Raw genomic sequence first — 22,493 nt, 5'->3', positions numbered from 1 at the left:
CTCATGGAGACATCGGCACTAGGGTTTCTTGGCATCATGACAGGCCGCCATAGCGGCAGCCCTCCCATCGCAGAGCCCGCCTTTTGTAGTCAGTTGTGCCAGGCCGCCCCATTGTTCAATCTGGATGTCCTCGTCTTCCAGCCTGAAGGAGTAGCAGCAGACGGATCAAGTGTCACCGGGTATGCCTGGCAAAACGGCAGCTGGCAGAGCGTTACGACCGCACCGCCAGATATCGTCTATAATCGCTGCTTTTACAGCAGCCGGGAGGAACGGCAGGAAGCTTCGGCAGCGCTGGCCGCCCTTCCCCGCTCATTGCCCTGGTCCCGGGGACTGCCTGACAAATGGAGCGTATACAAGATTCTGAAGTCTATCCGCAGCGTAGCCCTGCTGCTGCCAGAGACCCGGCTCTATAATGGCCGTGACAGACTCGGCAACATGCTCGCAGAGAGAGAATACGGCGTATTCCTGAAGCCCAGGGCTGGTTCGCATGGCAAGCGCACATTACATGCCAGGTTGATTCGCGGAGGCGCAGGGGGGCTTCGCGTGAGTGGCCGGGACAGTGCGAATACACCAATTCACCTTGTTTTCGCCAGCGAGCAGGAAGGTCTCGACTGGATACACGACTTCATCAATTCTCGCCGCTATATTATACAGCCTTACCTGCATCTCACTGGCAGCACAGGTCAGCCGTTCGACGTTCGTGTTCTTATGCAAAAAGACGGTAGCGGCGTATGGGGACTCACTGGCATGGCCGTCCGCCTCGGCAGCAAAGGGACACTCACCTCGAACCTGCACGGCGGCGGAACTGCCGTTGCTCCCTTGCCCTTCCTGACCACAGAATACGGTTCAGCAGGCAAAGATATTGTAGAAGAGTTGACCGGTTATGCTACCTTCCTGCCGCCTGTGCTGGAAAATGCCTGCGGCAGGCTCGGCGAGCTCGGCCTCGACTTCGGAATTGACGAAGACGGTCGGATCTGGCTGCTCGAAGCCAATTCCAAGCCCGGACGGTCCGTGTTCCGCCTGACAGGCGACCGCCGAGCCATCAAGCTGTCTACCGAAAATCCGCTGCGGTATGCCCGCCATCTGCTGCTTGCAAAGCGAGGGCAGCCGACATGGGCACCACTGCGGCTTCGTGCACACGGGAATAAATCAATGATTCCTAAGGAGGATTCATAAATGGGTCTCACTTTTTGCAACGTCCATTTCACCAAACAGCCCCAAAGGGTCGTATATGTATCGGGCTCGCTGATGAAAAGCCTGAAGCTATCCGGCAAAAAGAACATCCGCCTGCGACTGGGCAAGGATACGATTCCGGCGATCATCAAACCCATCAAGCGAGCCGGCAAGCATATGTTCCTCGCTTCTGGCGTGAAGAGCGCCATCAAGGTTCCGAAGACAGGCGGTATTTATCTGCGTAATTTGCAGAATGATGAGGTGCAACTCGGACCACTGGTCGGAGTATTATCCGACGGACCAACTTCCTCTTCCCAGCCCTTCGGTTCCCGCACTGGATTCATCAAGCAACTGTTGCGTGAAGGAAGTAATAAATGCTATATTTTTGCCTTTACCCCACGTGATATCAATTGGCAACAGGAACAGGTTTACGGTTATTTCCTGACCTCAAGCGGCAAATTCGAGCGCAAAATGGTGCCCCTGCCTGATGTCGTCTATAACCGCCTTCCTAGCAGAAGGGCAGAAACCTCACCCTACATCAACCAACTGCGCGAACGGTTCATACGTAAGAAGATCCCTTACTTCAACTGGAGCTTCTTCAATAAATCCGATATTTATAAGCTGCTGGAGAACGATTCTGCGGCAAACCGCTACGTGCCGGAGACCCATACCAATCCCAGCGCAGAGAAAATGCGCGATATGCTGGACCGTCATCATTTCGTCTATTACAAACCGTCAGCGGGCAGCCTGGGCCATGGCATCTACCGGCTTACTTATTTACCGAAAAAGGGCTACTTTGCCCGTTACCGCAGGAACGGCAAGAACGTGTTGCTGCGCTTTTCAAGCTTCGAGAGCCTGATGCGTATGCTGCGGGGCCGCCACGGCCAACAGCTTCAGAACTATGTCGTGCAGCAGGGTATCCGGCTTATTGAAATTGACGGTTGCCCTATCGACTTCCGTTTTCATATGCACAAGAACGGCAATAACCAGTGGGTTGTCGTCGGTATCGGTGCCAAGAAGGCTGGACGCGGCAGCGTCACTACCCACCTTAAGAATGGTGGTGCACTGCTCACGCCACAGCAGGCGCTTGGCCGTGTATTCGGAAGCAAGGCTGATGAGGTGCTTCAGCGTGCCAAAAGTACTGCCATCAGGCTGGCAGAGTCGTTGGAAATCCAGCATCGGCATCTGCTCGGCGAGATCGGCTTCGATCTCGGAATCGACCAGGATGAAGAAATCTGGATGTTCGAGGCGAATGCCAAGCCCGGACGCTCCATCTTCCGCCACCCTTCCCTGCGCGCTGAGGGCAGAGCTTCCATCGAGCATATTTTGGAGCATTGCCTGTATCTCAGCAAATTCCGCAGGAGGGATGAGCCTTGAACACACGCATTCCCGATGAGAGCAAGCCCGTTATCGCCATCCTGACCACCAGTGACAAGCGACTGAAATTCTGCGGCAACCGCAGTAATTTCCGTGATATTATCCGTACCGGCAAAGAACTGGGCTACCTCGTCTACGTTGTTACGGTCCGTGATCTCAAGTTGGAGGAACGGTTCATCAACGGCTATATTCCTTCACCTAGCGGCAAGCAGTGGTACAGTGTCCCTGTACCACTGCCACAGGTCATCTATAATCGGGTGGCGAACAGAGAGAAGGAAGAGCTGAGGCCAGTGGCCCGCAAAATTGCCCAGTGTCTGGAGCATCCCGACATCCATTTGTACAATCCGTATTTTTTCAACAAATGGAATCTGTTCGAATGGCTGCATAGTTCCCGCTTCACCTCCAAGCATGTGCCCAAGACCCGCCAACTCCGCACCTCTAACACCTTGACTGCCATGCTGAAGAATCACGACAGTCTATACCTGAAGCCCGAGAGCGGCAAGGCTGGTAAAGGCATCATGCGACTGAAATATCTTGAAGATACGACACTGCCCTACCGGCTGCAAATTCAGACTGGCAAAAAAAATGTTACCTACAAAACTGCTTCCATGGAACGCCTTTGGGGTCGTATCAGCAAGGAGAAGGGAACGTCGCGCTATATCGTTCAGCAGGCCATTGATCTGGCCACTCACCGCGGGCGTCCCTTCGATCTGCGGGTGCTGCTGCAAAAGAACAGCCGGGGCAACTGGGGCGTAACAGGTATCGGCGCCCGGCTGGCTGGTGCCCGCAGCATCACTACCCACGTTCCGCGCGGCGGCACCATCGAGGAACCCTCCAGCATGCTGGAGGGAACCTTCAGTACCGAACGGGCTGCGGCCATTCTCAAGAGCGTGCCGACGACAGCCCTGTTAATAGCCCGCCAGATTGAGCGAGCCTCGGAATATAAACTCGGGGAAATGTCCATGGATTTCGGCGTCGACCGTAGCGGATGCCTCTGGTTCTTCGAGGCCAATTCACGACCGATGAAATTCGATGAACCCGCGATTCGCAAGCTATCCCTGGAACGAATATTCCAGTACAGCCAGCATTTAGCTCAGCTCCCCGAATAAACTTGCCTGAAGGAAGTGACAATGACATGCAAATTTCTTCCATCTACGACACGACCCCTGCAGGGTGGAACGCTCGGCTCGACGGCCTGCTGCATTTTATCCGGCAGCATGGTGATCGGAGGATCACACTGCAAGGTTATCGAGCGCTGGCCGCATTGACACCCGAACAGCTTGCCCTTCCCGGCATCTCGCTGCTGATCGCTACTGTGCGCGGCCAATATGGCCGCCAGCTAGCAGGCCTGAGCTTCGTGTCTGGCTTCGGCAAGGAAGCATGCCTTGTCGCTGTCCATCCACTCTACCGGGGAAAGCATACTGGCTCTTCGCTTCTGACGGAACAGCTGCAACGCCTTGGCAGACTGGAATGCAGTGTCGCCAGTGACAATACCGCCAGCCTGAAGATGTGCTTTCGTGCCGGATTAGCAGCAGTGGCTCTCACCACCGGGCCAACCGGCAACCCTACGCTTGAGCTGCGTTCGCCAGAACACACGAGAAGTACTACCATCTCACTACAAGAAGGTGAACTACTGTGTCGCAACCCGTCTTAGGCATTCTTACGCTATATCTGAACGATGCTAAGCAACTCGAAGAGAGAAGTGTGTATCGGAGGATGATTATCGAAGGCGGCAAACTCGGACTGGATGTGTTTGTCTTTACGCCTATGGATGTACACGCCTCGAAAGATCAAGTCTACGCGATGGTCTATGATTCCAAAACCGGGAAATGGTCCCGTAAGTGGCGAGCTGTGCCGACTATGATCTTTGATCGCTGCCGTATCCAGAAAAGTGCCCGCTTCCAGCAACTCCTCCGCTTCCGTGCCCGCTACAATCATCTGACCTTTCTGAACCGGCCACTGCGCAACAAATGGACCATTCACCAAACCTTCTCACAAAAGCAGCGGTTCAAGCAGCATCTCCCGAATACGCTGCTCTATCAGTCTTCCACTGATCTCAAAAAGATGCTGAGGAACCATTCCGTTGTCTACGTCAAGCCGATTAACGGTACTGGCGGACGCGGCATTCTTCGTATTGATAAAAAGGGTAGTGCACAGGGCATCTTCGATATTCAGGGCCGCCGGCAGAACCGCCGCATTATCGCTCCCCGCAAGGTCTCGTCCTCTCAGCTTGACAGTGTAGTTCGCCAGTGGTGTATTGGAACCACCTTTCTCGTACAGCAGGGCATTCCTCTGCGCCTGCCAAGCGGACGCTACCATGATTATCGAATGCTGGTTCAGAAGAACGGGCATGGTGTATGGGAACTGACAGGGATGGCCGGACGCGTTGGCGCGGCGCACAGCGTAACCTCCAACCTGCATGGCGGCGGCCATGCTGTTCGGGCTGAGAAGCTGCTCAGAAGCTGGCTCGGCAGTCAAGAGAAAACCACGAGGGTGATGAAGACGGCCGAGAAGCTGGGTATCGAAGCTGCTGCCTATCTGGAAGACTGCTTCAGCTCCCTCTGCGAGCTTGCCTTAGATCTTGCCATTGATCGTGAAGGGAACATCTATATCCTGGAGGTCAACCCCAAGCCTGCCCGCGAGGTCTTTCTCCGGTCCGGCGACACGGAAACCTATCGCAAATCGTTGGTACGGCCGCTGGAATATGCAATGTGGGTATATAAGAACAAGAACACACCGAGTTCAGCGATGACGACTGAGGAATAAAGTTGGTACAGAACAGCAAACAACGGCTCCCTCACACAGCAGGGGCCGTTGTTCTATTATTTCAGGATTTGGTACGTTCCAGAGCTACTTACGTGAAACCAATCGGCAATCCAAATGACCTCCAGAAACCATCCTAGAGTAAAGATTGCTCCAACAGGGCCTGTCTGAGCACTTCCACCTTATCTGTTCTTTCCCAAGGTAGATCAACATCGGTACGGCCAAAATGCCCATAGGCTGAAGTTTGCTTATAGATTGGCCGACGCAGGTCCAGTTCCTTCATGATTCCAGCCGGGCGCAGGTCAAAGTTTGTACGGATCAATTCAATAATCTGTGTATCACTAACTTTGCCCGTGCCATAGGTATTTATGGCCAAAGATACCGGACGGGCGACCCCTATGGCATAAGCGATCTGCACTTCGCATTTCTCCGCAATACCCGCTGCGACAATATTTTTAGCCACATATCTGGCGGCATAAGCACCTGAGCGATCCACCTTCGTAGGATCCTTCCCAGAGAAGGCACCACCGCCATGGCGGGCATATCCTCCGTACGTATCTACTATAATCTTCCTTCCGGTCAGACCTGCATCCCCATGCGGACCACCAATCACAAATCTGCCTGTCGGATTGATGAGAAATTTCGTTCCCATATCCAATAACTCCTCAGGCACAACTGGCCGGACGACATGCTCCATGATATCTCTTTGGAGCTGCTCATGCGTAATTTCTTCATGATGCTGTGCAGAGATTACAATCGTGTCCACCCGACTTGGCTTGTCTCCGCTGTACTCTATGGAGACTTGTGTTTTCCCGTCAGGTCGCAAATAAGCAAGCAAGCCATTTTTACGAACTTCAGCCAATCTTCTTGCTAACCGGTGCGAGAGTGCAATAGGAAGGGGCATAAGTTCCGGCGTTTCATTAACCGCAAACCCGAACATCAGCCCTTGGTCACCGGCCCCCATAGCTTCGTCTTCATCAACCTGGCCTTCGCCCTCACGGGCTTCATAAGAACTGTCTACACCCACGGCTATATCCGCCGATTGCTCATTCAGGGAGACAAGCACAGCACAGGTCTCGGCATCAAACCCGTACTTGGCCCGCGTATAGCCAATCTCTTGAATAGTGCTGCGCACTATGGTCTGGATATCCACATAGCTGGACCGGGAAGATATCTCGCCAATTACCAGCACCAGCCCTGTTGCGACGGAGACCTCGCAAGCTACACGCGCACCCGGATCATTCTTAAGAAAAGCATCCAGTATAGCATCAGAGATCTGATCACACATCTTGTCCGGATGCCCTTCCGTTACCGATTCTGATGTGAAAATATTTTTATTAACCTGCATAAAATCACTCTCCTTAGATATTTCTCTTCGAGCACTGAAACGCTTTGCCTTTAAATCTTAATGCTTAATGTAATTCCAGACCCAATCGGCAGGATTGTAGAACGCAACTGATCATGACAGTTCACCAATTGATTATAGTTTTCTATAGGTTCACTCATAGCCTTCGAAACCCCCATAGGTTTGAATAGCGTATCATCTGTGATCAATACACCTCCGGGAGGCAAAAGCCTGACGCAGTCGTCAATCATCCGAGGGTATAAAGATTTATCGGAATCTTGAAATATGATGTCAAAGGGTTCAGTAAAAGATTGAATAACCTGACTGGTATCTCCATGAATTACTTCCACTACTTCATCCAGCCCTGCGGCAGCCACATTCTTTTTGGTTATTTCGCAGAACTGTCTGTCATACTCTATTGAAATTAACCTGCCACCTGTTTCCTTGAGGGAGGTTCCGAGCCAAATACTCGAATAACCAAGACATGTACCCATCTCCAATACTCTTGTGGCGCCTTTCATTGTTACGAGCAGGCCGAGAAGCTTCCCCACTTCAGTTCCAACGCTCATATCGTGATTCTGTAACAACTTGCCTTGGTACTGAACTTTTTTCAGGTATGGATTATCCGGCCTAATATATTCGTTAATATACTTGTAGATTATGGGCTCTATAAATTTCTCCATGTACATCCGTATCCTCTCACCTCTTCCTGATAACATATGAATTCCGGGTGTTGCCGCATGCATCTATGACAGTACCTGTCTCAAACCCTCGAACAACACCTTCTCGGCTTCAAAACACTTCATTATTTCCAAGCTGATATACGGCAGGTTCTCAGTTATGCGCTTTAAATGTTGATTGGCTTCCGATATTTGATCTTTGATTTGTCTATCCAAGGCTTCTCCTTCCGCACAATCAACCGTACCCTCCCTCATAAACAGTTCTTCCTTCATTAATATCAGATCCGAAAGCTCGCCAAAGTCCTGTTTGTTCAAAAGAGCCTCTGAAATGCCTCTCCACAATTCGGAGGATTGCTTGCACCGTTCACTCATCTCCGCCAGCCCCTCCACACCGGTAATGTCTCTGGCCATACTCAAATAGCTGGAGTACATACTACGGAACCCCTTACCTCCGGTGCCTGCTGTTTCAATATGAATGAAGGTCTGAAATAAATAGCTGATCAACGGCAGATCAGGATGGATTGAAGGGAATTCCCGCAATTCCTCCGCCCAGACTCTCATCCCTTCCAAACCGAATTTCCTGATCGGCGGCTGCAGCATCTGATTACAGGTTTCCAGAATGCTCTCAATCACAACTTGTTGTAAATCGACACGGTCAGCATTCACCTTATGAACCGTAATTACAGCATTATTAGGCGGATATGGTTTGCACTTCATGCCATGGGCGGTTCTGTATGTATCTAGCGAAAGGGTCTGAGGCTTGCCCCCACGGTCCGAGATATATACCGTATCTTTGCCATAATCGATTCCATAGACGACAAAGGCATGCTGTCCGAAATGACTGTTCGATTTGAAGTACGGCAATTCGGCTATATTCCCATAGACGATTGCAGGCTTTCCTTGTAGCAGCAGCTCCCATACCTGCTTCTCAGACTTATTGCAGCTGGACGTGGTTGTTAGCTCCATCTCAATCTGCAGGCGGCTGCAAAGCTTGTTTAAAAAATCCGGGAATTTCCCGTTTCTGCATCCTACAAAAGGATTCTGCATTCCCTTGCTGTACCAGTTGACAAAGCCGATTCCACCGGCCAGCCCGAACAGGAAGTCTTCATCATAGGAATATCCCATATCGTTCAGCACTTTCATTAGCGAGGTCGTCTCACAATGCTTTCCTTTAATATGGAAAAAGTCATTCAGCACAACCTTATCCTTAATGAATTCCGGCTGTTCACTCATTCATTCTCCCCCCACTACTTCAACTGCAGGTCATACTTACTCAACAAATTTGCAATATATCCATTGACCTCCTGGTAAGGGTAGTCCAATAGGGTTCCAACTGCCACACTCCTCACAGCTGCTTCTATCAGATCTTCCTTCACATCTTGCTCCATCAATTCACTCTTCAGATTAATGATCAACTCCAAAGCTCTTCTTGTAGCAGCTTCATTAATCTCCTTGACCGTTAGCTCATGCCCACGCTGTATCGTCCCCAAAGGACTGATCAGCATTGCCAGCTCGTCAGACAGAATCTTCTGTTCTGCTGAAGTAACGAATATAGTTCTCTGTCCTTGCTCTAGTGCAGTGGACTGACAGACCGGTTTTAATCCAAGCACATGGAGATCATCACGATTAATACTATCTTTAAGCCCTCTGCTATCCACAGAGGTAGCTAGATTCAACACTGTGCTCCCTGACTTGAAGCAGGAAGCGTACTGTGTGCAGAATCCATGAATGATCGTTGGAGGCAGTGCAAGAAACAAATAGTCGCATTTCGCTGCAACCTTATCTATCTGGTCCCAGTTGCAGCGAAATGCGGAGCTTATTGCTTGTGCAGCTTCCTCATTCAAATCACACACATACAGCGAGCAAGTTGTCGACAACTTGGCGGCAAGGACTTTCCCGAGCTTCCCGACTCCAACAATCCCCACCTTAATTTCACTATTCATAACTATCACCCTTGTTACATGAATTTAATTTTCTTCAGTGGATATTGTTTTCTTCAGTGAATATTTTGTTCCAGTCAATGCTGCCCGGCTTCAATGACTCGTCCATCACCTTATAGACCCGCTCCTTATCAAGCATCCGCACGATCACCTGAATATCAAATTGTCGGTGTACGGCCTCCTGAACGTTTCTCAGCACCTCTACACTCTCATAGTCCTGCGCAATTTCCACAGCGATGATAAGGTCCGAATCTTTGTTGTAATGAATGAAATTACAGCCTGTCCCGCTTACTGACAATACACATTCTTCCAGATCCAGCCTCTGGATATATCTGTTGTTAACACAAATCCTATCGTAGACTCGCCCCAAATGCCGAATAGTTCTGAAAGGTGAGCCACAGCTACATCGGGTCCCCTGGATCTTCACTAGATCCCCTGTTCTGTAGCGGATCAACGGAAAAGCCTGGTGGGTTAAAGCCGTAACAACCAATTCACCGGCTTCCCTGTCTGGCGCGACATCGCCTGTCTCCGAGTCAATCAATTCAAAATAAAACCGGTCTTCCGCTAAATGCTGCTGACCGTGCTCACAAGGCAACGATAAGGAATTTGTCTCGCTGGACCCGTATACGCTCACTAGTTCAACGCCCCACATTTGTTTGAGCTTTTCCAGCTTCGCATTTGAACAGGTTTCACCAATGTAGAAAATCCTTTTCAAATTCACATCGCCAGGCTCATAATTTTTTTGCTTCAACAAATCATAGACTCTGATCGCACGAGTAGGTGAGCATACAATAGAACTCGGCTTCAGATTCATGAGCATCTCCGCTACCCTGTCCATCGGGCAAATAGAGTTCTTAGCACCTACGGACACAACGGTTGCGCCAATATTCCAATATGCCTTCTCCAGATCAAAGGATGCAAATGCCAACTCATAGGGAATCATGATGAACACGACATCATCACGGGAATAATAATGCAGTAAGGCATCCGTGACCCGGGCTATATTCTCTTCCCAATCCTGCTTGGTCATGAAGGAAGAGGTATGTTTACCTGTGGTCCCTGTTGATTCGCCATATCTCACAACCTCGCTCATAGGAACAGCCAAGAATCCATAGGGATATTGTTCCTTCAAATCATTTTTGGTTGTATACGGAATCGATTCCATGTCCTTCAGATCATGAATATGATCCGTCATGTCCCCATCGTTATACTTTTGTTGGTAAAAAGGAGAGCTTCGGGTTGCATGGGCAAGCTGCTTTTTAATATAAGTGAGCGCCCTCTCCTGGAGATCGTCATGGCTTAATTGGGATATCGCCTGAAGCTCGTCCAAGTACCGGGTAATTTCGCTGTTCATCTCTTTCATCAAAGCGCTGTGTTCAGCTTTCATATCATCATCCTCATCAAAATATAATCTGACACTTGATATGACTAGGGTTGAACAGCATCTCTTCAAATCCTGCTGCGGCATCGGCACTGCATTTTTCCAGAGTAACCATTGGTTCTACCCTGGCGGAATTCTTCTCAAGAAACTTGATGACTTCCTCAAATTCTCCTGTACCTCCAATGCTCCCCCGAACCGTCAAAGCCTTCATCGTGATCTGCTTTACATGCTGCAGATTCCCGGACTCATCAAATCCAATGTAAGAGATACATCCGGAGGGATTCGCCAACTGAATGGCCAGATCCAATCCGGCAATGGTTCCCGAGGTTTCCAAGATGTAGTCAAATCCCTCTTCATTGTAAAGCTCGGCATAACTGCCGCCAGCAGATTGCATTTCCTTAACAGCCCTATACACGCTCAGATCAGGCTCTTCGACTACTTGTCTAATCGCAGCCACCCGTTCCTCCTGCCGATCGCATACATGAAGATTAGTGAATTGATAATGGTGCTTTAGCAGAAGATATTGAGCTGTACCAATAGCGCCACAACCAATAATCAAAACCCTTGCGCTGCGCTCCTCACTACTCATGCCCAAGCTTTTCAGGGAATGTAGTGCAACCGCAAAACACTCGGTTAACGCAAACACACGATGGGGCAGCTTTTGCTCTGAACGGTATAGATACTTCCTATTAATAATGGCAATTTCACGAGCATATCCATCTATGGTAATACCGAACTTCTCAACGCGGCTGCATAAATTCTTATCCGACTGACAGCTAGAGCAGTCTCCACACCAGCAGGAGCAGTCTCCAGTAACATAATCACCGATAGCAAAGAACGTTTCGCCAGCAGGGACAGCGACAATCTCCCCGGACCATTCATGTCCAAATATCAACGGATAATAACAAGGACCACTATAATTCCCCTGATATAATTTTATATCCGAGCCGCATAAACTGACTCTATTCACCCTTACAGCAACCTCGTGCTGCTGTAGTTCAATTCTGATTTCGCTCTCAACAACCTCAATGGCTTCAGGGCCAATGATCCGTAATGTTTTCATGCCTATCCCTCTCATCTGCTCATTCGTCTAATACTAATTGAAATAATTGACCTATTTTCGCGAATTGCTCAGCTGCATCTTTAACCCTGTCGGACAGTTTAATCTGATTTAATCCCCACCATAAATACCAGTTAGAATGCTTGGTCACTCTCTCTTGGATCATGTCCAGCACCGCTTCGTCCCGAAGCAAGGAGGGTTCAAAATAATATCTTGGGACAGCCAGATTATCATATTTGGTTATGACGCCTTCTTGAATGGCAATTTCATACAATCGGGTGGAATCAAAAATACGGTAGCCAAAGTTAAAATAGACCTGGATTGGCTTCTCCGCCGATGACGGTGCAAGTTCTTCCATTAAATCCAGCGTTTCCGTCAGAGTCTCTACCGTTTCTCCCGGAGAACCCAAAAACACACAATGCATAGGCTCTATCCCATATTGAAGTACCAGGTGATGGGAGCGGATAATATCTGCTTTCTTATAATTTTTGCGGAGTTTTCTCAGAATGGAATCTGAACCAGAATCACTTCCGAATTCAATCTTACGGCAGCCCGTTTCCGCCATTAATTGAACAAGTTCGTCAGTTACCCTCCCAGGATTCAACATACAGCCCCAGGGCATATTCACCTTCTTTTCTTTCATTAATTTGCATATTGTTAGGGCATGCTTATATGGCAAATTGAACAACCCGTCGACGATTTCAAATGCCTTCAGCTTGCCCTGCTCCTGAATCTTGATGATTTCATCAACAATCTTCACGGGATCTCTCAGTATGACATTGGGGCCATCGATCTTTGGATTATTGCAGTAAATACACCTCAGCTCGCAGCCTTTTTTGGTCTGAATCGTTTCAACCGTCTTGTAAGATTCAGTAGTGGTGTTATACTCGAATGTAAAATATCTCTCATCGTAAAATTTATGATCCGGAAACAGGCATTCACTGAAGTCAATAGAATAGTCAGGCGCCTTTGCATACAATTGATCCTGCCCATCGAAATACAAGATACCGGGTACATCGTCCACCTTCTTGTGATGCTGCATCCTTTCAAGGAACATTGGCACAGAGCATTCTCCCAGTCCTGCAATTCCGTAATCCGCCTTGGTATACCGCAGCAATTCTTCCGGAATCAATGTAAACCCGGGACCTCCCAGAAAGATCGAACAAACCGGGAATAACTCCCGGCAAATACGAACGACCTTTAACAATATTGGGGGGTAAAAAACAGGCTCTAAATAACTCAAAGAATCAATATTTCTGACAGAAATCCCTATAATCTCTGCTTCAAAGCCTTCCGTTCCTTGACTTAAGGCTTCATAATCATCTTCTTCAAAACAAAGATCAATACACTTTACATCATGTCCTGCCGCTTCTGCAGCCGTTGCAACAGTCACCATTCCGATCGGAAGCGCCGGACGCAATGACTTTTCCTTGTTTACGGCAATAAATAGTACCCTCATACTACCTCCAACCCTCATATAGATAGTCTACATGCACATTCCAATCTCAATCTGGTGCAGAATCTCCGCGAATTCACTTAACTCATCCGGATAATTATGTTGATGCAGCACAACGCGAATGGCATGACAACGTTTGGAGACGGATACATACCACCCTCTTTGTTCCAGCTCTTCCATGGCTCTAATGGGATCTTTGGATTTGATCATTACAATGTTTAAATCAGGCTGACACAGAATTTCAAGCCCTTTGACGGTTAATGCCGGGATCAAATGATCTTTTAGTTTAAAATAGTGCCTGGTCATCGCTCTGAATCCCTTGTGACCCAAATGCTCCATCACAGCGTATACTGAAATTACGCCCGCACCTGTACGAGTTCCCGAGAATGTTCTGTGATTGGGGGTATGAATGAAAAAAGACTCAAAGTTCATATAATTTTGAAGTCTCTCATCCCGGAACAAGATGAACCCCGAAGGAATAACCGACAATCCGTATTTATGGGGATCGACTGTTATGGAATGCACCCCGTTAATGCTAAAATCAAACTCTGGTAATTCATATCCCAATTCTTTGGCAAAGGGAATGATATAGCCTCCGGATGCTGCATCGACATGGAGATAGATATCATTCTCTTCACATAGGTAGGCAATCTGGGCAATTGGATCAATTGCCCCTGTTTCGCTAGTGCCTGCTGTCACAAATACAGCCACTGTGTTCTCTGTAATAAGCTGATTCACTGATGAGGGAATCGCTCGGAAATTGTCGTCCAGCTCTGCTAACTTGAGCCGGATTCCCAGCAGATTCGCTGCTTTGACTACTGAAAAATGAATGGATTCAGGCGCCACAACCTCAGGAGAAGAGATATTGCGCTCTTCTCCTCTTTTTTTGGCGGCGTACATGGCAAGAAGATTAGCTTCAGTACCACCGGAGACGGCATTGCCTACAGCCCCCGGCAGTCCCAACAGCTCTCCCAGCTTCTTCATCACATTGATTTCAATATTCCTGGCATCCGGGAATAGTCTAGGATCTCCAAGATTCGTACTGATGGCCTCCATATAAGCAAGTTTGGCAATATCAAGCGGCTCTGTACAGATCGAATTCAGAATATGCCTGTTTTGGTAAGTGCCACAAGCTGAATGGATCTCTTCAAGTACCCGGGAAGCATCCTGGCCTTCTTCAGTGAACAGACACTGCGTGCTCTTCATCCTGATCCCACCCGTTGTTCTGAATTCCTTTCCTGATTCCGTTCAAGTATTCATAACTTTTCTGCAAGGCTGCTTCATAGATATCTGCATGGTGATACAGCTCCACACTAATGAATCCTTCATATTGTTCGGAGGACAGGACTTCAAGCACAGCCCTCAAGTCGATATCGCCATCTCCCGGGATTAGATGATAATGCACTCTGCTCTTAATATCCTCGATATGAATATGGGCAGAATACTTGCAGGCCTTCCGGATCTTATCCAAAAGGTCATCCTCGCAGCATTCAACATGTCCGATGTCCATGTTAAGTTTGAATTTCGGTGACTGGACAGCTTCTATTATTTCAATGGCTTGTCCAGTTGTTTCAATGAACATACCCGGCTCCGGCTCAATTGCAAGAATGATGTCGCGGGCTTCTTTCAGGCACTCTTGAATTCCTTCAATCAAGTAGCGTCTGGCTTCTTCATCTCCAACCGTTTCTTTTTTATAGCCGCTTGAAATGTTAACGACTGGAATATTCAACTTTGTGGCGATATCTATAGATTTTTTAATGCACTCAATTCTAATCTTTCGCTCAGCTAGTACAGGCGAAATAAGGGAGGGTTCATGGGCTTCTTCACTCAGAAGGTCTGAGCAGCCCGTTGCCAAACATGCAGGTATGAGATTTTGGGTTTTCAAAGCCTGCTTGATTTGGTGCAATTTATCTTCAGTGACTTGATAAGGATGTAAGTGGGCCTTATGAAGTGACAGCTCAATGCCTTCATACCCGTACTTCTTCACCTCTTCAATGGCCTTTACCACATCCATATTCCTTAAACCGTTGGCATTATACGCAATTTTGAACATAACAATCCCTCCGCTTCCTCGTCTTATGAATTTAAATAATTGGTAACCAAAGAGGCCAGATCATCTTTCGCTCCCACATAAGGCTCCGATAATCTCTTATACAGATCAGGCTGACGTCCCCACAACGACCAGAATAAAGTCTCTTTGAAAGAGGTATCCACTTGCCTCAAGCTTCTTAATTCATTCATATCGAGTTCCGTGATAATGACTCCAGGCTCTTTATCAAGGCTCTCAATCATACCCCGAGGACCCGCCACCGAACTGTGTCCCTCAAATTTAATGCTGACCTTTCTGCCAGAACGAACTCCTTCTATTCCACCAACTATGCTTGCATACAGGGTATAGCAAACATTCTGAACAGAGTTAGCAATCATGCAGGACTTGGTAGTGGAAATGTTCTGAGTCAACGAGCCACCTGGTATGCAGATAATCTCCGCCCCTCTGAGCGCCAAAATTCTGGGCATTTCCGGAATCCAGAAATCAGAACAGATACAGACTCCTAGTTTGCCGAATGGAGTATCCACCAGCATTTGCTCCGTTCCAGCTTCAATGTTGCTCAACTCAGAGGAATACCGGTGTATTTTCCGGGCCTTTCCGACAATTTCACCTTCATCATTTAACAATACGCAGGAGTTATAATACTTATCGTTGTCCCTTTCGACAATTGTCCCGCACAAAATATAAGTGGTGTACTTTTTTGCTAGCTTGCCTAATGCCGTTGTGATGTTTCCGGGGATCGTATCGTCGATTACCCCCTTCAAATGAGCTCTATTCGGCATATACCATGGCGCCCCTGTAAAAAATTCAGGCAGGCACAGCAGGTCGAGCTTATTATTCTGGAGCGTAGTATCCACAAGTTCCAGGACTTTCTCCAGCGCCTCAATAGGATCATCCACCCATTGCACCTGCAGCAGTCCAACTTTAACCTTGTCCATTAAGCCACCCTCTCCCAAGTTAACTGATATAGAAATCCTTGAAATGCGGATTCTCCTCCAGTTCTCTTCTGATTTTCGTCATATTCAATTTGGCATAAAGAATCGTTTCCTCCGCATCCGCTATCGCTAACAGATCCTTCTGGCGAGTGTACTCCGTACTGTAGGATTCCAGTCCGACAGGACTTTGCGCAATAATACTTCCCCCCATATAAGTGAGGCGTGCAATTGTGTTTTGTCCACAACTGCTAGCCAGAATGAAATAACAGCTGTTCTCCGTAGCTCTGGCCACAGCCAAATGTCTGGTCGAATTTTTGTAGGTATGCGGAATCTGGGATGGACAGACAATAATTTCGACCTTATTGCGAAAGAATTCACGAGTAGATTCCGGGAAATTCACATCATACCCCATAATAATCCCTATTTTCCCAATTTCCGTGTCCACGATGCAGACATCATTACCTTCAGCCACAAAGAATCTTTCCAACTGATAGATAAATCTTCTCCGGTATTTGCCCGCAATCCGGCCATCGGGACTGATTAATACTGCAGTACTGTATATCTTGGCATCCGCTGCTTCAATGAAGCCCGCAACAATATGCACACCATGCTTCCTGGCCCTTTCAATCAGCCTAGTACAGATTTCTCCATCCTCTGTCTGGGCCAGCTCCTTCATCTTGGGTAGATTAAGCGATGTTGCAAAAGCTTCAGGAATCGAAATCAGCTTTGCGCCTTCAGCTGCACATGTATCAATCATATGGATTACATTGGTTAAATTGTGCGTATAATCGTTTGCTCTTACATTGGGCTGGATTACCGCAACTTTTAGATGTTCCATAAAAATACCTCTCTTGTATGTGCTTTGTAGGCCTACTATCTTTTAGATACGGCCAAGTTAATATCCTCAGCAGTAACCTTCCAATGTTCCAATCCAGCTTGCTTCAGAATCTCCGCGACCTCATCGACTGTATAGGACGATTTCAATTCTCTCAAGAAATCATCCTGACCTGAACTGATATATTGCAGGATGAACGAGATCATGCCTTCATCGGAATCGCGGGCAATATCATACAAGTAAACACTACCGTCAGGCTTGCACACACGGTTAATTTCCTTCAAAACCGCGATTGGATTGCTCCACTTGTGAAAAGCAGAATAGCTGTATACGACATCGACCGAATGATCTGCAAACGGAAGATCCTCCATCTCCCCATACCTGAATTCCACCATGCCAGGTGAATTGCAGATCGCTGCCAGCGCCGCATTTTCTTCTGCAACTTGCAACAAATTTTCGTTATCATCCACACCGATAATATCCAGCTTGCTGTTCTGCCCGCCGATTCTTAAGGCCAATAATCCTGTTGCAGTGCCAATATCCAGCACAACATCACCATCGTGGCAGAAATCAATCACCTTCGTTGTCACTTTTCCCATAGGCACAATCATGGAGCTTCTGATATTCAAATCGTAATCTCTGCAAATCTCCAAGGAATGAAAATAATCCTGATCATTGGCCACTCTGGCCTCCAACTCGAAAATTTTGCCTCGTCTCATATTGGCTACCTCCGGATCTACTTTAATAGCTGAAGCAATATCGTTCCTGTAGCGTTAGGCTGCGGCAATCCATAGTTCTCCTCCGAGTAAAACATCTTGCTGATGTTCTCCATGTAATACCAGCCCTTGGGGAATGTGACTTCCACATATTCCTCTGTCAGCTCCAGCAATCCCCATTCCACCATCTGATTGATTTGATCAGCGAAGACCTCCATCATATCCTTGCCGTGCATTCTACGAAAATCCTCGCGGTAGAATCTCAGTAGCTTGATTCCAAGCACCATCGTACGGACCATTCGCTCTTGATCAGTTACATATTTACCCATGACGACAGAATACGTTTCTTCCTTCACTTTTCTGATATACTCCCTGATATCCGGCTCATTCAGATACATACTATGGTTCAAGTACCCATAAGCCCCGGAACCGATAGCAAGCATAGGCTTGCCTTCGTACCATGTATGGGCAACATGTCTGGTCATCGCGCATGTTTTGGATATAAGCACTTTGCCATTAGTATCTGGAATCGTGAAGTAATTGGCCTCAGACTCAATCTCCAAAACATGCGGGCTCACAAAGTCGATGTCCGATACCGAAAGGAATCCCGCATTGTGTAGAATTTCCACGGATTCCCAATACATTTCCTGTTGAATTTTTTCGTCAGGGCATTTCGGTATAATTCCCCGCTCCATGCGCAAGTACAGAGGCGAGGATGGAAGGACTGTATATTGATATAATGAGAATGAGTCTACCAGTTTCAAATCAATCATTCCGGTTAATGTGTCTCTCCACTCTTCTTCGGTTTGACCGGGCAAGCCCCACATCAAATCCGCACATACATGTTTGATTCCGATCTTCTTCAACATGGAAATCGTTGCGATGGCCTGATCACCACTATAGTTTCTTCCAATTCTTTTCAGTAGTACATCATCCAGCGCCTGTACCCCGATGCTAACCCGGTTAATTCCATACTTCATGAACACCTTAGCCTTCTCCTCGGTAATATCAACAGGGGTAGTCTCTATCGTAATAGAGGCATCCTCGGCAATGTTAAGTTCCCGATATAAGGTTTGGAACAGATCCTCTAATTGCTCCGCACTAAGCGTGGTCGGTGTCCCCCCACCAAAATAACCGGATACAAACTTGGCGTTCTTCACATAGTCCTGCTTGGCATAATTTGTGATCTCAAGCTTTAAGGCTTCGAGATATTCTTGTAGAATTTTGCTTCTTGTCGTGAACTTATTGTAAGGGCAACAAATACAAACGTTATTGCAGAAAGGGACATGGATATAAAAAGAAAACTCCTTGGAATCATCCTGTCCCGTTGCAAACATTTCCTGCCCAGACAGCTTCCCCACATTGCATGGATACCATCTGACAAACTCTACATCGCGCTCAGGATATTCCCTCCAGAAGCTGGAATCACTAATTACATTCGAATTTTCGCTGCTCATATCGATTTCCTTTCCAGTTCATATTTCACTTCGGACTTCCTTTTGTTCAATTGAGTCATTACTTCTTCCAATGATTCAACCCCTGTATTCAATGCTCTGATCTCAATATCGTTGGAATACAGCATCTGAACGACATGCGGAATCACTTTGCATGAATCGTTCCTTGTTGTCAGCAAAAAGCTATTCTGTGAACAAGAAATATCCTGAGCCGTGGTATCATCCACCAGCAGCTCTCTTAGCTTCATTTCAAGCGCAGCATCAATCCCACCGTTAACAGTTACCGAAAGATAGTTCACTTCATGATTCTGATGAATCAGTTCGTCTACTGTGCCTTCCTTTTGAACCTTACCGCGATCCAGAAAAATGACCCTGTCACAGATTTGTTCAATTTCATACAGGTAATGGGTAGAAATAATGGCCGAAACTCCATACTCCTTCATTTTTCTGATGTATGACCAAATCTCATTTCTTGTCAATGGATCAATCCCTACCGTGGGCTCGTCCATGATGAGAAGCTTCGGCTTGTGCAAAATGGATTTCAGAATAACAATTTTCCGTTTATTCCCTTCTGAAAGATCACAAATTTTAGTGTCCAGGTACCTGTCCAGGCCCAGGAGTGCCAGTTCATCTGAAAGAGAGAAAAAATCGACGTCCCGCATGACGCATTCATTCTTCAGGAACTCCCTCACCTTGAGCAAATCCGGTAGCCCGGTATATTGATTGATGACTCCAATATACTTACTAATCTTTTTTACGTTCTTGGAGGCATGTCCAAATACCGTAGTCTCTCCCGAGGTTGGCCTTAACAATCCGCAAATGATTCTCAGCAGCGTAGTTTTTCCAGCACCATTTTCACCGACAAGGCCCAAATACTCCCCTTGGTTCAAATTGAAGTGAATTTGTAGTGTGAATTTATCCCCATACGACTTTACAAGCTCTTTAACTTCTACAATATTCATACATCCGCTCCACTCATTATCTCTTAGTGACTGCTGCTTTAAATGAGAATACACCCATTAAGAAGGACACCACCGCATAAATCAGTAAGATGATATAGCTGGACAATAAGCTTCCTATTTCAATTTGACCACTAAGCCCATAGCGGAATAGCTCAATGGATGGCGTAATAGCAAAATAGCGTACTACATTGGACAAAGGCCCCAACTGATCCACAGGGAAGAAGACGCCACCAAAGAACATCGCTGGAATAAGGAAGAAATTCACCATTCCTTCAAACGCCAAATGGTTGGTGAACGCACCGACCATCATCCCTAAGCCGGCGTAAATAACAACGGAAATAATGTAGGAGAAAATAATCGAGGAGACATGTACGATTTCCAAATCAAAGAATATCATTCCAATTAATAAAGCAGCAGCCGTAGGCAAGATGCATTTAATCATTGCACTGAATAGACGGGACAGAATAAATGCGCTGTAGGATACCGGTGATAGAACCACATCATCGATCAGCCGCCGTTCCCTATCCGATATCGTTGTAAATCCCGCTGAGAACGTAACGCTGAACATAACAGCTACACCCAGGATTCCCGGAGCAGAGTGTATAAAGTTTTCCTGTCCACCATGTAAAGATACCAGACCGAATGCGATCATCATCACTACCGGCTGCAGCATGCTGACTACTATAGCAATTTTAACCCTTGTGTACTCTATCAAATCGGCCTTTAATATGGTAATAACCTTTTTGAAATAGTTTCCCCTGCGCTCATTCGTTGCCTTCGATATACCCGTGGACATGGTCAGCCTCCTAACATCATAATTTCGGATTTCCACTGTAGTAACGCTCGAAATCACCTCTAAAAAAACGCTCCTTGCTACTTTTCAACGAATCCAGGTGAAGATTTTCACATAAAATATCCTCATGGTTCCCCGCTGTTACCGATACATTCTCACTGGTGCCTATCTTGAACACCAGTCTTTTTGGAAGCAAAGTAGAGTTACAAAAAATTGAGCTGCCACCCATATAGCTGTCATTTACTAAAGTATGGGTGCCAATCGAACTGGCAAACACAAAATAGCATTGATTCTCATATGCACGGGCTTGACAAATCGCTGGCACAATCGACTTCAGGCTACTAAAAATGTTGGCTAGACAAACAATCATTACTACATTATTAGTAAAATAATCAGTACACAGGGATGGAAAAAACAATTCATAACCAATGATCAATCCGATTCTTCCAAACTTAGTATCGAAGTAAGTGACCTGTTCACTTGATGCCTCCAGAAAATGAATTTCTCCACTCCACAGTACCCTTCGTCTATAACGATGCTCAATATGGCCATCCGGATTGATCACAATGGCAGTATCGAAAATTTCATCCTTCTCACTGCGTTCTATGATTCCGGCAATGATATAGACCTTGTGGGCTCTGGCCAGATCACTGATGGTTTGTACGATTACACTACTTGCCAAATGCTCAGCAACCTTATGAAGCTGCATGAAATTAATACCTGTGGCAAAAGCCTCCGGCAAACAGATCAGCTCCGCGCCTAACTTCACAGCACTTTCAATCTTGGATACTGCACAATCAAGATTCGTATGAACGTCTCCTTGGATGATATTCATTTGGATCACGGCTACTTTAGCTGACCGGCTTAATAATGCCATAACCATGCCCCCCGTTCATAAGCGCATTTCCTTAACAAGCTCTATACTCATAGCCATAGGACCATCTTCTTTCACTTTCCATGCGACGCTATGAAAATCATGGAGTATAGGAACGACCTCCGCCATGGAATATGATCCCCTCCAGGATTTAACAAAATTCCGGATCATCCAATCCCCGTAATCAAGCCCTTGCAGCTCGCGAATCCTGTATTCTGCGAATGGTTCAAGCAAATCTCTTCTCAGGTCATTAATCAACGCCATGCCCCCGGGTGCCAACAACCGTACAATTTCACTTATTACAGCATGCGGATCTTCCCATGTACGCAAAGCATTGATACTGAAAATAAGATCAAAGCTCTCATCACAGAACGGCATATCTGTGGCGGTGCATGAGAGCAGAGTACAACGACCAGCCAGCTCCGTACTCTCTATACGGTGCTGCATATATGCAACACAAAGCTCGGAATCCTCCTGCATCGTGATGTCAATCTGCCTGTTCCTATTCAGCATCTCAAAGGAAGCATTCCCCAGTGCCGCCTGAACTTCAAGGTACCTTGTACCCTGCGGACATTTCAGCAATTGATCCAGTATTTCGCTCTTGTACGTCAACTGCTCCTCATAATACCTGGAGAACAGTTCGATAGTGTCGGCAGTAATTGGTTCGCTGCTATGCTCCCTCTGTACGAATTGCATTGC

Annotated in this window: 22 protein-coding genes; 5 read left to right on the top strand and 17 right to left on the bottom strand. The window is 47.1% G+C overall.

The genetic code is table 11. From position 1 onward, the window contains the following. The first annotated feature begins 3 nt into the window (after window positions 1-3). The 5 genes from ACFVRY_RS15395 to ACFVRY_RS15375 are packed head-to-tail and all read left to right on the top strand — an operon-like array spanning window position 4 to window position 5,316. Window positions 4-1,176, top strand: coding sequence for a YheC/YheD family endospore coat-associated protein (locus ACFVRY_RS15395; protein ID WP_387501095.1), 1,173 nt, complete (start codon window positions 4-6; stop codon window positions 1,174-1,176). After that, window positions 1,177-2,550, top strand: a complete 1,374-nt coding sequence (locus ACFVRY_RS15390; protein ID WP_387501093.1) for a YheC/YheD family endospore coat-associated protein — start codon at window positions 1,177-1,179, stop codon at window positions 2,548-2,550. It abuts the gene before it with no gap. Beyond that, complete coding sequence (locus tag ACFVRY_RS15385) at window positions 2,547-3,659, top strand: YheC/YheD family endospore coat-associated protein (protein WP_387501092.1); 1,113 nt, start codon at window positions 2,547-2,549, stop codon at window positions 3,657-3,659. The genes ACFVRY_RS15390 and ACFVRY_RS15385 overlap by 4 nt, the downstream gene beginning before the upstream one ends. Window positions 3,660-3,685: 26 nt before the next feature. After that, window positions 3,686-4,204 carry a GNAT family N-acetyltransferase gene (locus ACFVRY_RS15380; protein WP_387501091.1) on the top strand — a complete coding sequence of 173 codons (519 nt, stop codon included), beginning with the start codon at window positions 3,686-3,688 and terminating at the stop codon, window positions 4,202-4,204. Then, on the top strand, window positions 4,186-5,316 hold the full coding sequence (locus ACFVRY_RS15375; RefSeq protein ID WP_387501090.1) for a YheC/YheD family endospore coat-associated protein: 1,131 nt from the start codon (window positions 4,186-4,188) through the stop codon (window positions 5,314-5,316). The genes ACFVRY_RS15380 and ACFVRY_RS15375 overlap by 19 nt, the downstream gene beginning before the upstream one ends. A 133-nt stretch (window positions 5,317-5,449) precedes the next feature. Here ACFVRY_RS15375 and metK read toward each other — a convergent pair whose 3' ends face one another. The 17 genes from metK to ACFVRY_RS15290 form a co-directional block, all read right to left on the bottom strand. Next, window positions 5,450-6,661, bottom strand: a complete 1,212-nt coding sequence (gene metK / locus ACFVRY_RS15370) for a methionine adenosyltransferase (RefSeq protein ID WP_387501089.1) — start codon at window positions 6,659-6,661, stop codon at window positions 5,450-5,452. Between the two features lie 50 nt (window positions 6,662-6,711). After that, window positions 6,712-7,341 (bottom strand): O-methyltransferase, encoded by a 630-nt coding sequence (locus ACFVRY_RS15365; RefSeq protein ID WP_387501088.1) that lies wholly within the window; start codon window positions 7,339-7,341, stop codon window positions 6,712-6,714. A 63-nt stretch (window positions 7,342-7,404) separates the two neighbouring features. Then, on the bottom strand, window positions 7,405-8,571 hold the full coding sequence (locus ACFVRY_RS15360; protein ID WP_387501086.1) for a BtrH N-terminal domain-containing protein: 1,167 nt from the start codon (window positions 8,569-8,571) through the stop codon (window positions 7,405-7,407). 14 nt (window positions 8,572-8,585) lie between these two features. Next, a complete protein-coding gene (locus ACFVRY_RS15355; RefSeq protein WP_387501084.1) occupies window positions 8,586-9,281 on the bottom strand; it encodes an NAD(P)-binding domain-containing protein in 696 nt (231 codons plus the stop codon). Window positions 9,282-9,315: 34 nt separating this feature from the next. Continuing rightward, complete coding sequence (locus ACFVRY_RS15350) at window positions 9,316-10,665, bottom strand: phenylacetate--CoA ligase family protein (protein ID WP_387501083.1); 1,350 nt, start codon at window positions 10,663-10,665, stop codon at window positions 9,316-9,318. A gap of 13 nt (window positions 10,666-10,678) precedes the next feature. Next, a complete protein-coding gene (locus ACFVRY_RS15345) occupies window positions 10,679-11,722 on the bottom strand; it encodes a zinc-dependent alcohol dehydrogenase (protein WP_387501082.1) in 1,044 nt (347 codons plus the stop codon). Between the two features lie 19 nt (window positions 11,723-11,741). Next, complete coding sequence (locus ACFVRY_RS15340) at window positions 11,742-13,178, bottom strand: B12-binding domain-containing radical SAM protein (RefSeq protein WP_387501081.1); 1,437 nt, start codon at window positions 13,176-13,178, stop codon at window positions 11,742-11,744. A gap of 27 nt (window positions 13,179-13,205) precedes the next feature. Continuing rightward, entirely contained in the window at window positions 13,206-14,381 is a 1,176-nt protein-coding gene (gene mfnA, locus ACFVRY_RS15335; RefSeq protein ID WP_387501080.1) for a tyrosine decarboxylase MfnA, read from the bottom strand. Next, window positions 14,353-15,228 (bottom strand): sugar phosphate isomerase/epimerase family protein, encoded by an 876-nt coding sequence (locus ACFVRY_RS15330; protein WP_387501079.1) that lies wholly within the window; start codon window positions 15,226-15,228, stop codon window positions 14,353-14,355. Before ACFVRY_RS15330 ends, mfnA begins: the two co-directional genes overlap by 29 nt. Before the next feature lie 23 nt (window positions 15,229-15,251). Continuing rightward, window positions 15,252-16,163, bottom strand: a complete 912-nt coding sequence (locus tag ACFVRY_RS15325) for a carbon-nitrogen hydrolase family protein (RefSeq protein ID WP_387501078.1) — start codon at window positions 16,161-16,163, stop codon at window positions 15,252-15,254. 19 nt (window positions 16,164-16,182) lie between these two features. Continuing rightward, window positions 16,183-16,998 (bottom strand): carbon-nitrogen hydrolase family protein, encoded by an 816-nt coding sequence (locus tag ACFVRY_RS15320; RefSeq protein WP_387501077.1) that lies wholly within the window; start codon window positions 16,996-16,998, stop codon window positions 16,183-16,185. Between the two features lie 35 nt (window positions 16,999-17,033). Next, entirely contained in the window at window positions 17,034-17,714 is a 681-nt protein-coding gene (locus tag ACFVRY_RS15315; RefSeq protein WP_387501076.1) for a class I SAM-dependent methyltransferase, read from the bottom strand. Window positions 17,715-17,731: 17 nt separating this feature from the next. Next, window positions 17,732-19,168, bottom strand: coding sequence for a coproporphyrinogen-III oxidase family protein (locus tag ACFVRY_RS15310; protein ID WP_387501075.1), 1,437 nt, complete (start codon window positions 19,166-19,168; stop codon window positions 17,732-17,734). Further along, window positions 19,165-20,127, bottom strand: coding sequence for an ABC transporter ATP-binding protein (locus tag ACFVRY_RS15305; protein WP_387501074.1), 963 nt, complete (start codon window positions 20,125-20,127; stop codon window positions 19,165-19,167). The genes ACFVRY_RS15310 and ACFVRY_RS15305 overlap by 4 nt, the downstream gene beginning before the upstream one ends. A gap of 16 nt (window positions 20,128-20,143) precedes the next feature. Beyond that, complete coding sequence (locus ACFVRY_RS15300) at window positions 20,144-20,923, bottom strand: ABC transporter permease (protein ID WP_387501073.1); 780 nt, start codon at window positions 20,921-20,923, stop codon at window positions 20,144-20,146. Window positions 20,924-20,939: 16 nt separating this feature from the next. Further along, window positions 20,940-21,797, bottom strand: coding sequence for a carbon-nitrogen hydrolase family protein (locus tag ACFVRY_RS15295; protein ID WP_387501072.1), 858 nt, complete (start codon window positions 21,795-21,797; stop codon window positions 20,940-20,942). Window positions 21,798-21,812: 15 nt separating this feature from the next. After that, complete coding sequence (locus tag ACFVRY_RS15290; protein ID WP_387501395.1) at window positions 21,813-22,490, bottom strand: class I SAM-dependent methyltransferase; 678 nt, start codon at window positions 22,488-22,490, stop codon at window positions 21,813-21,815. Window positions 22,491-22,493 lie beyond the last annotated feature (3 nt).

The sequence above is a fragment of the Paenibacillus sp. NPDC057934 genome (genome assembly GCF_042887565.1).
In the GTDB taxonomy this organism is placed as follows: Bacteria; Bacillota; Bacilli; order Paenibacillales; family Paenibacillaceae; genus Paenibacillus_AQ.
Note: the sequence above shows the minus strand (reverse complement) of the source record. Positions and strands in the feature narration are given on the sequence as shown.

Coding starts and splice junctions, on each gene's coding strand:
- ACFVRY_RS15330 (WP_387501079.1), bottom strand. CDS start 15,228: ATGTTCAAAATTGCGTATAATGCCAACGGTTTAAGGAATATGGATGTG.
- ACFVRY_RS15355 (WP_387501084.1), bottom strand. CDS start 9,281: ATGAATAGTGAAATTAAGGTGGGGATTGTTGGAGTCGGGAAGCTCGGG.
- ACFVRY_RS15290 (WP_387501395.1), bottom strand. CDS start 22,490: ATGCAATTCGTACAGAGGGAGCATAGCAGCGAACCAATTACTGCCGAC.
- ACFVRY_RS15380 (WP_387501091.1), top strand. CDS start 3,686: ATGCAAATTTCTTCCATCTACGACACGACCCCTGCAGGGTGGAACGCT.
- ACFVRY_RS15320 (WP_387501077.1), bottom strand. CDS start 16,998: ATGGAACATCTAAAAGTTGCGGTAATCCAGCCCAATGTAAGAGCAAAC.
- ACFVRY_RS15295 (WP_387501072.1), bottom strand. CDS start 21,797: ATGGCATTATTAAGCCGGTCAGCTAAAGTAGCCGTGATCCAAATGAAT.
- ACFVRY_RS15310 (WP_387501075.1), bottom strand. CDS start 19,168: ATGAGCAGCGAAAATTCGAATGTAATTAGTGATTCCAGCTTCTGGAGG.
- mfnA (WP_387501080.1), bottom strand. CDS start 14,381: ATGAAGAGCACGCAGTGTCTGTTCACTGAAGAAGGCCAGGATGCTTCC.
- ACFVRY_RS15305 (WP_387501074.1), bottom strand. CDS start 20,127: ATGAATATTGTAGAAGTTAAAGAGCTTGTAAAGTCGTATGGGGATAAA.
- metK (WP_387501089.1), bottom strand. CDS start 6,661: ATGCAGGTTAATAAAAATATTTTCACATCAGAATCGGTAACGGAAGGG.
- ACFVRY_RS15390 (WP_387501093.1), top strand. CDS start 1,177: ATGGGTCTCACTTTTTGCAACGTCCATTTCACCAAACAGCCCCAAAGG.
- ACFVRY_RS15340 (WP_387501081.1), bottom strand. CDS start 13,178: ATGAGGGTACTATTTATTGCCGTAAACAAGGAAAAGTCATTGCGTCCG.
- ACFVRY_RS15345 (WP_387501082.1), bottom strand. CDS start 11,722: ATGAAAACATTACGGATCATTGGCCCTGAAGCCATTGAGGTTGTTGAG.
- ACFVRY_RS15315 (WP_387501076.1), bottom strand. CDS start 17,714: ATGAGACGAGGCAAAATTTTCGAGTTGGAGGCCAGAGTGGCCAATGAT.
- ACFVRY_RS15350 (WP_387501083.1), bottom strand. CDS start 10,665: ATGAAAGCTGAACACAGCGCTTTGATGAAAGAGATGAACAGCGAAATT.
- ACFVRY_RS15365 (WP_387501088.1), bottom strand. CDS start 7,341: ATGGAGAAATTTATAGAGCCCATAATCTACAAGTATATTAACGAATAT.
- ACFVRY_RS15395 (WP_387501095.1), top strand. CDS start 4: ATGGAGACATCGGCACTAGGGTTTCTTGGCATCATGACAGGCCGCCAT.
- ACFVRY_RS15360 (WP_387501086.1), bottom strand. CDS start 8,571: ATGAGTGAACAGCCGGAATTCATTAAGGATAAGGTTGTGCTGAATGAC.
- ACFVRY_RS15325 (WP_387501078.1), bottom strand. CDS start 16,163: ATGGACAAGGTTAAAGTTGGACTGCTGCAGGTGCAATGGGTGGATGAT.
- ACFVRY_RS15300 (WP_387501073.1), bottom strand. CDS start 20,923: ATGTCCACGGGTATATCGAAGGCAACGAATGAGCGCAGGGGAAACTAT.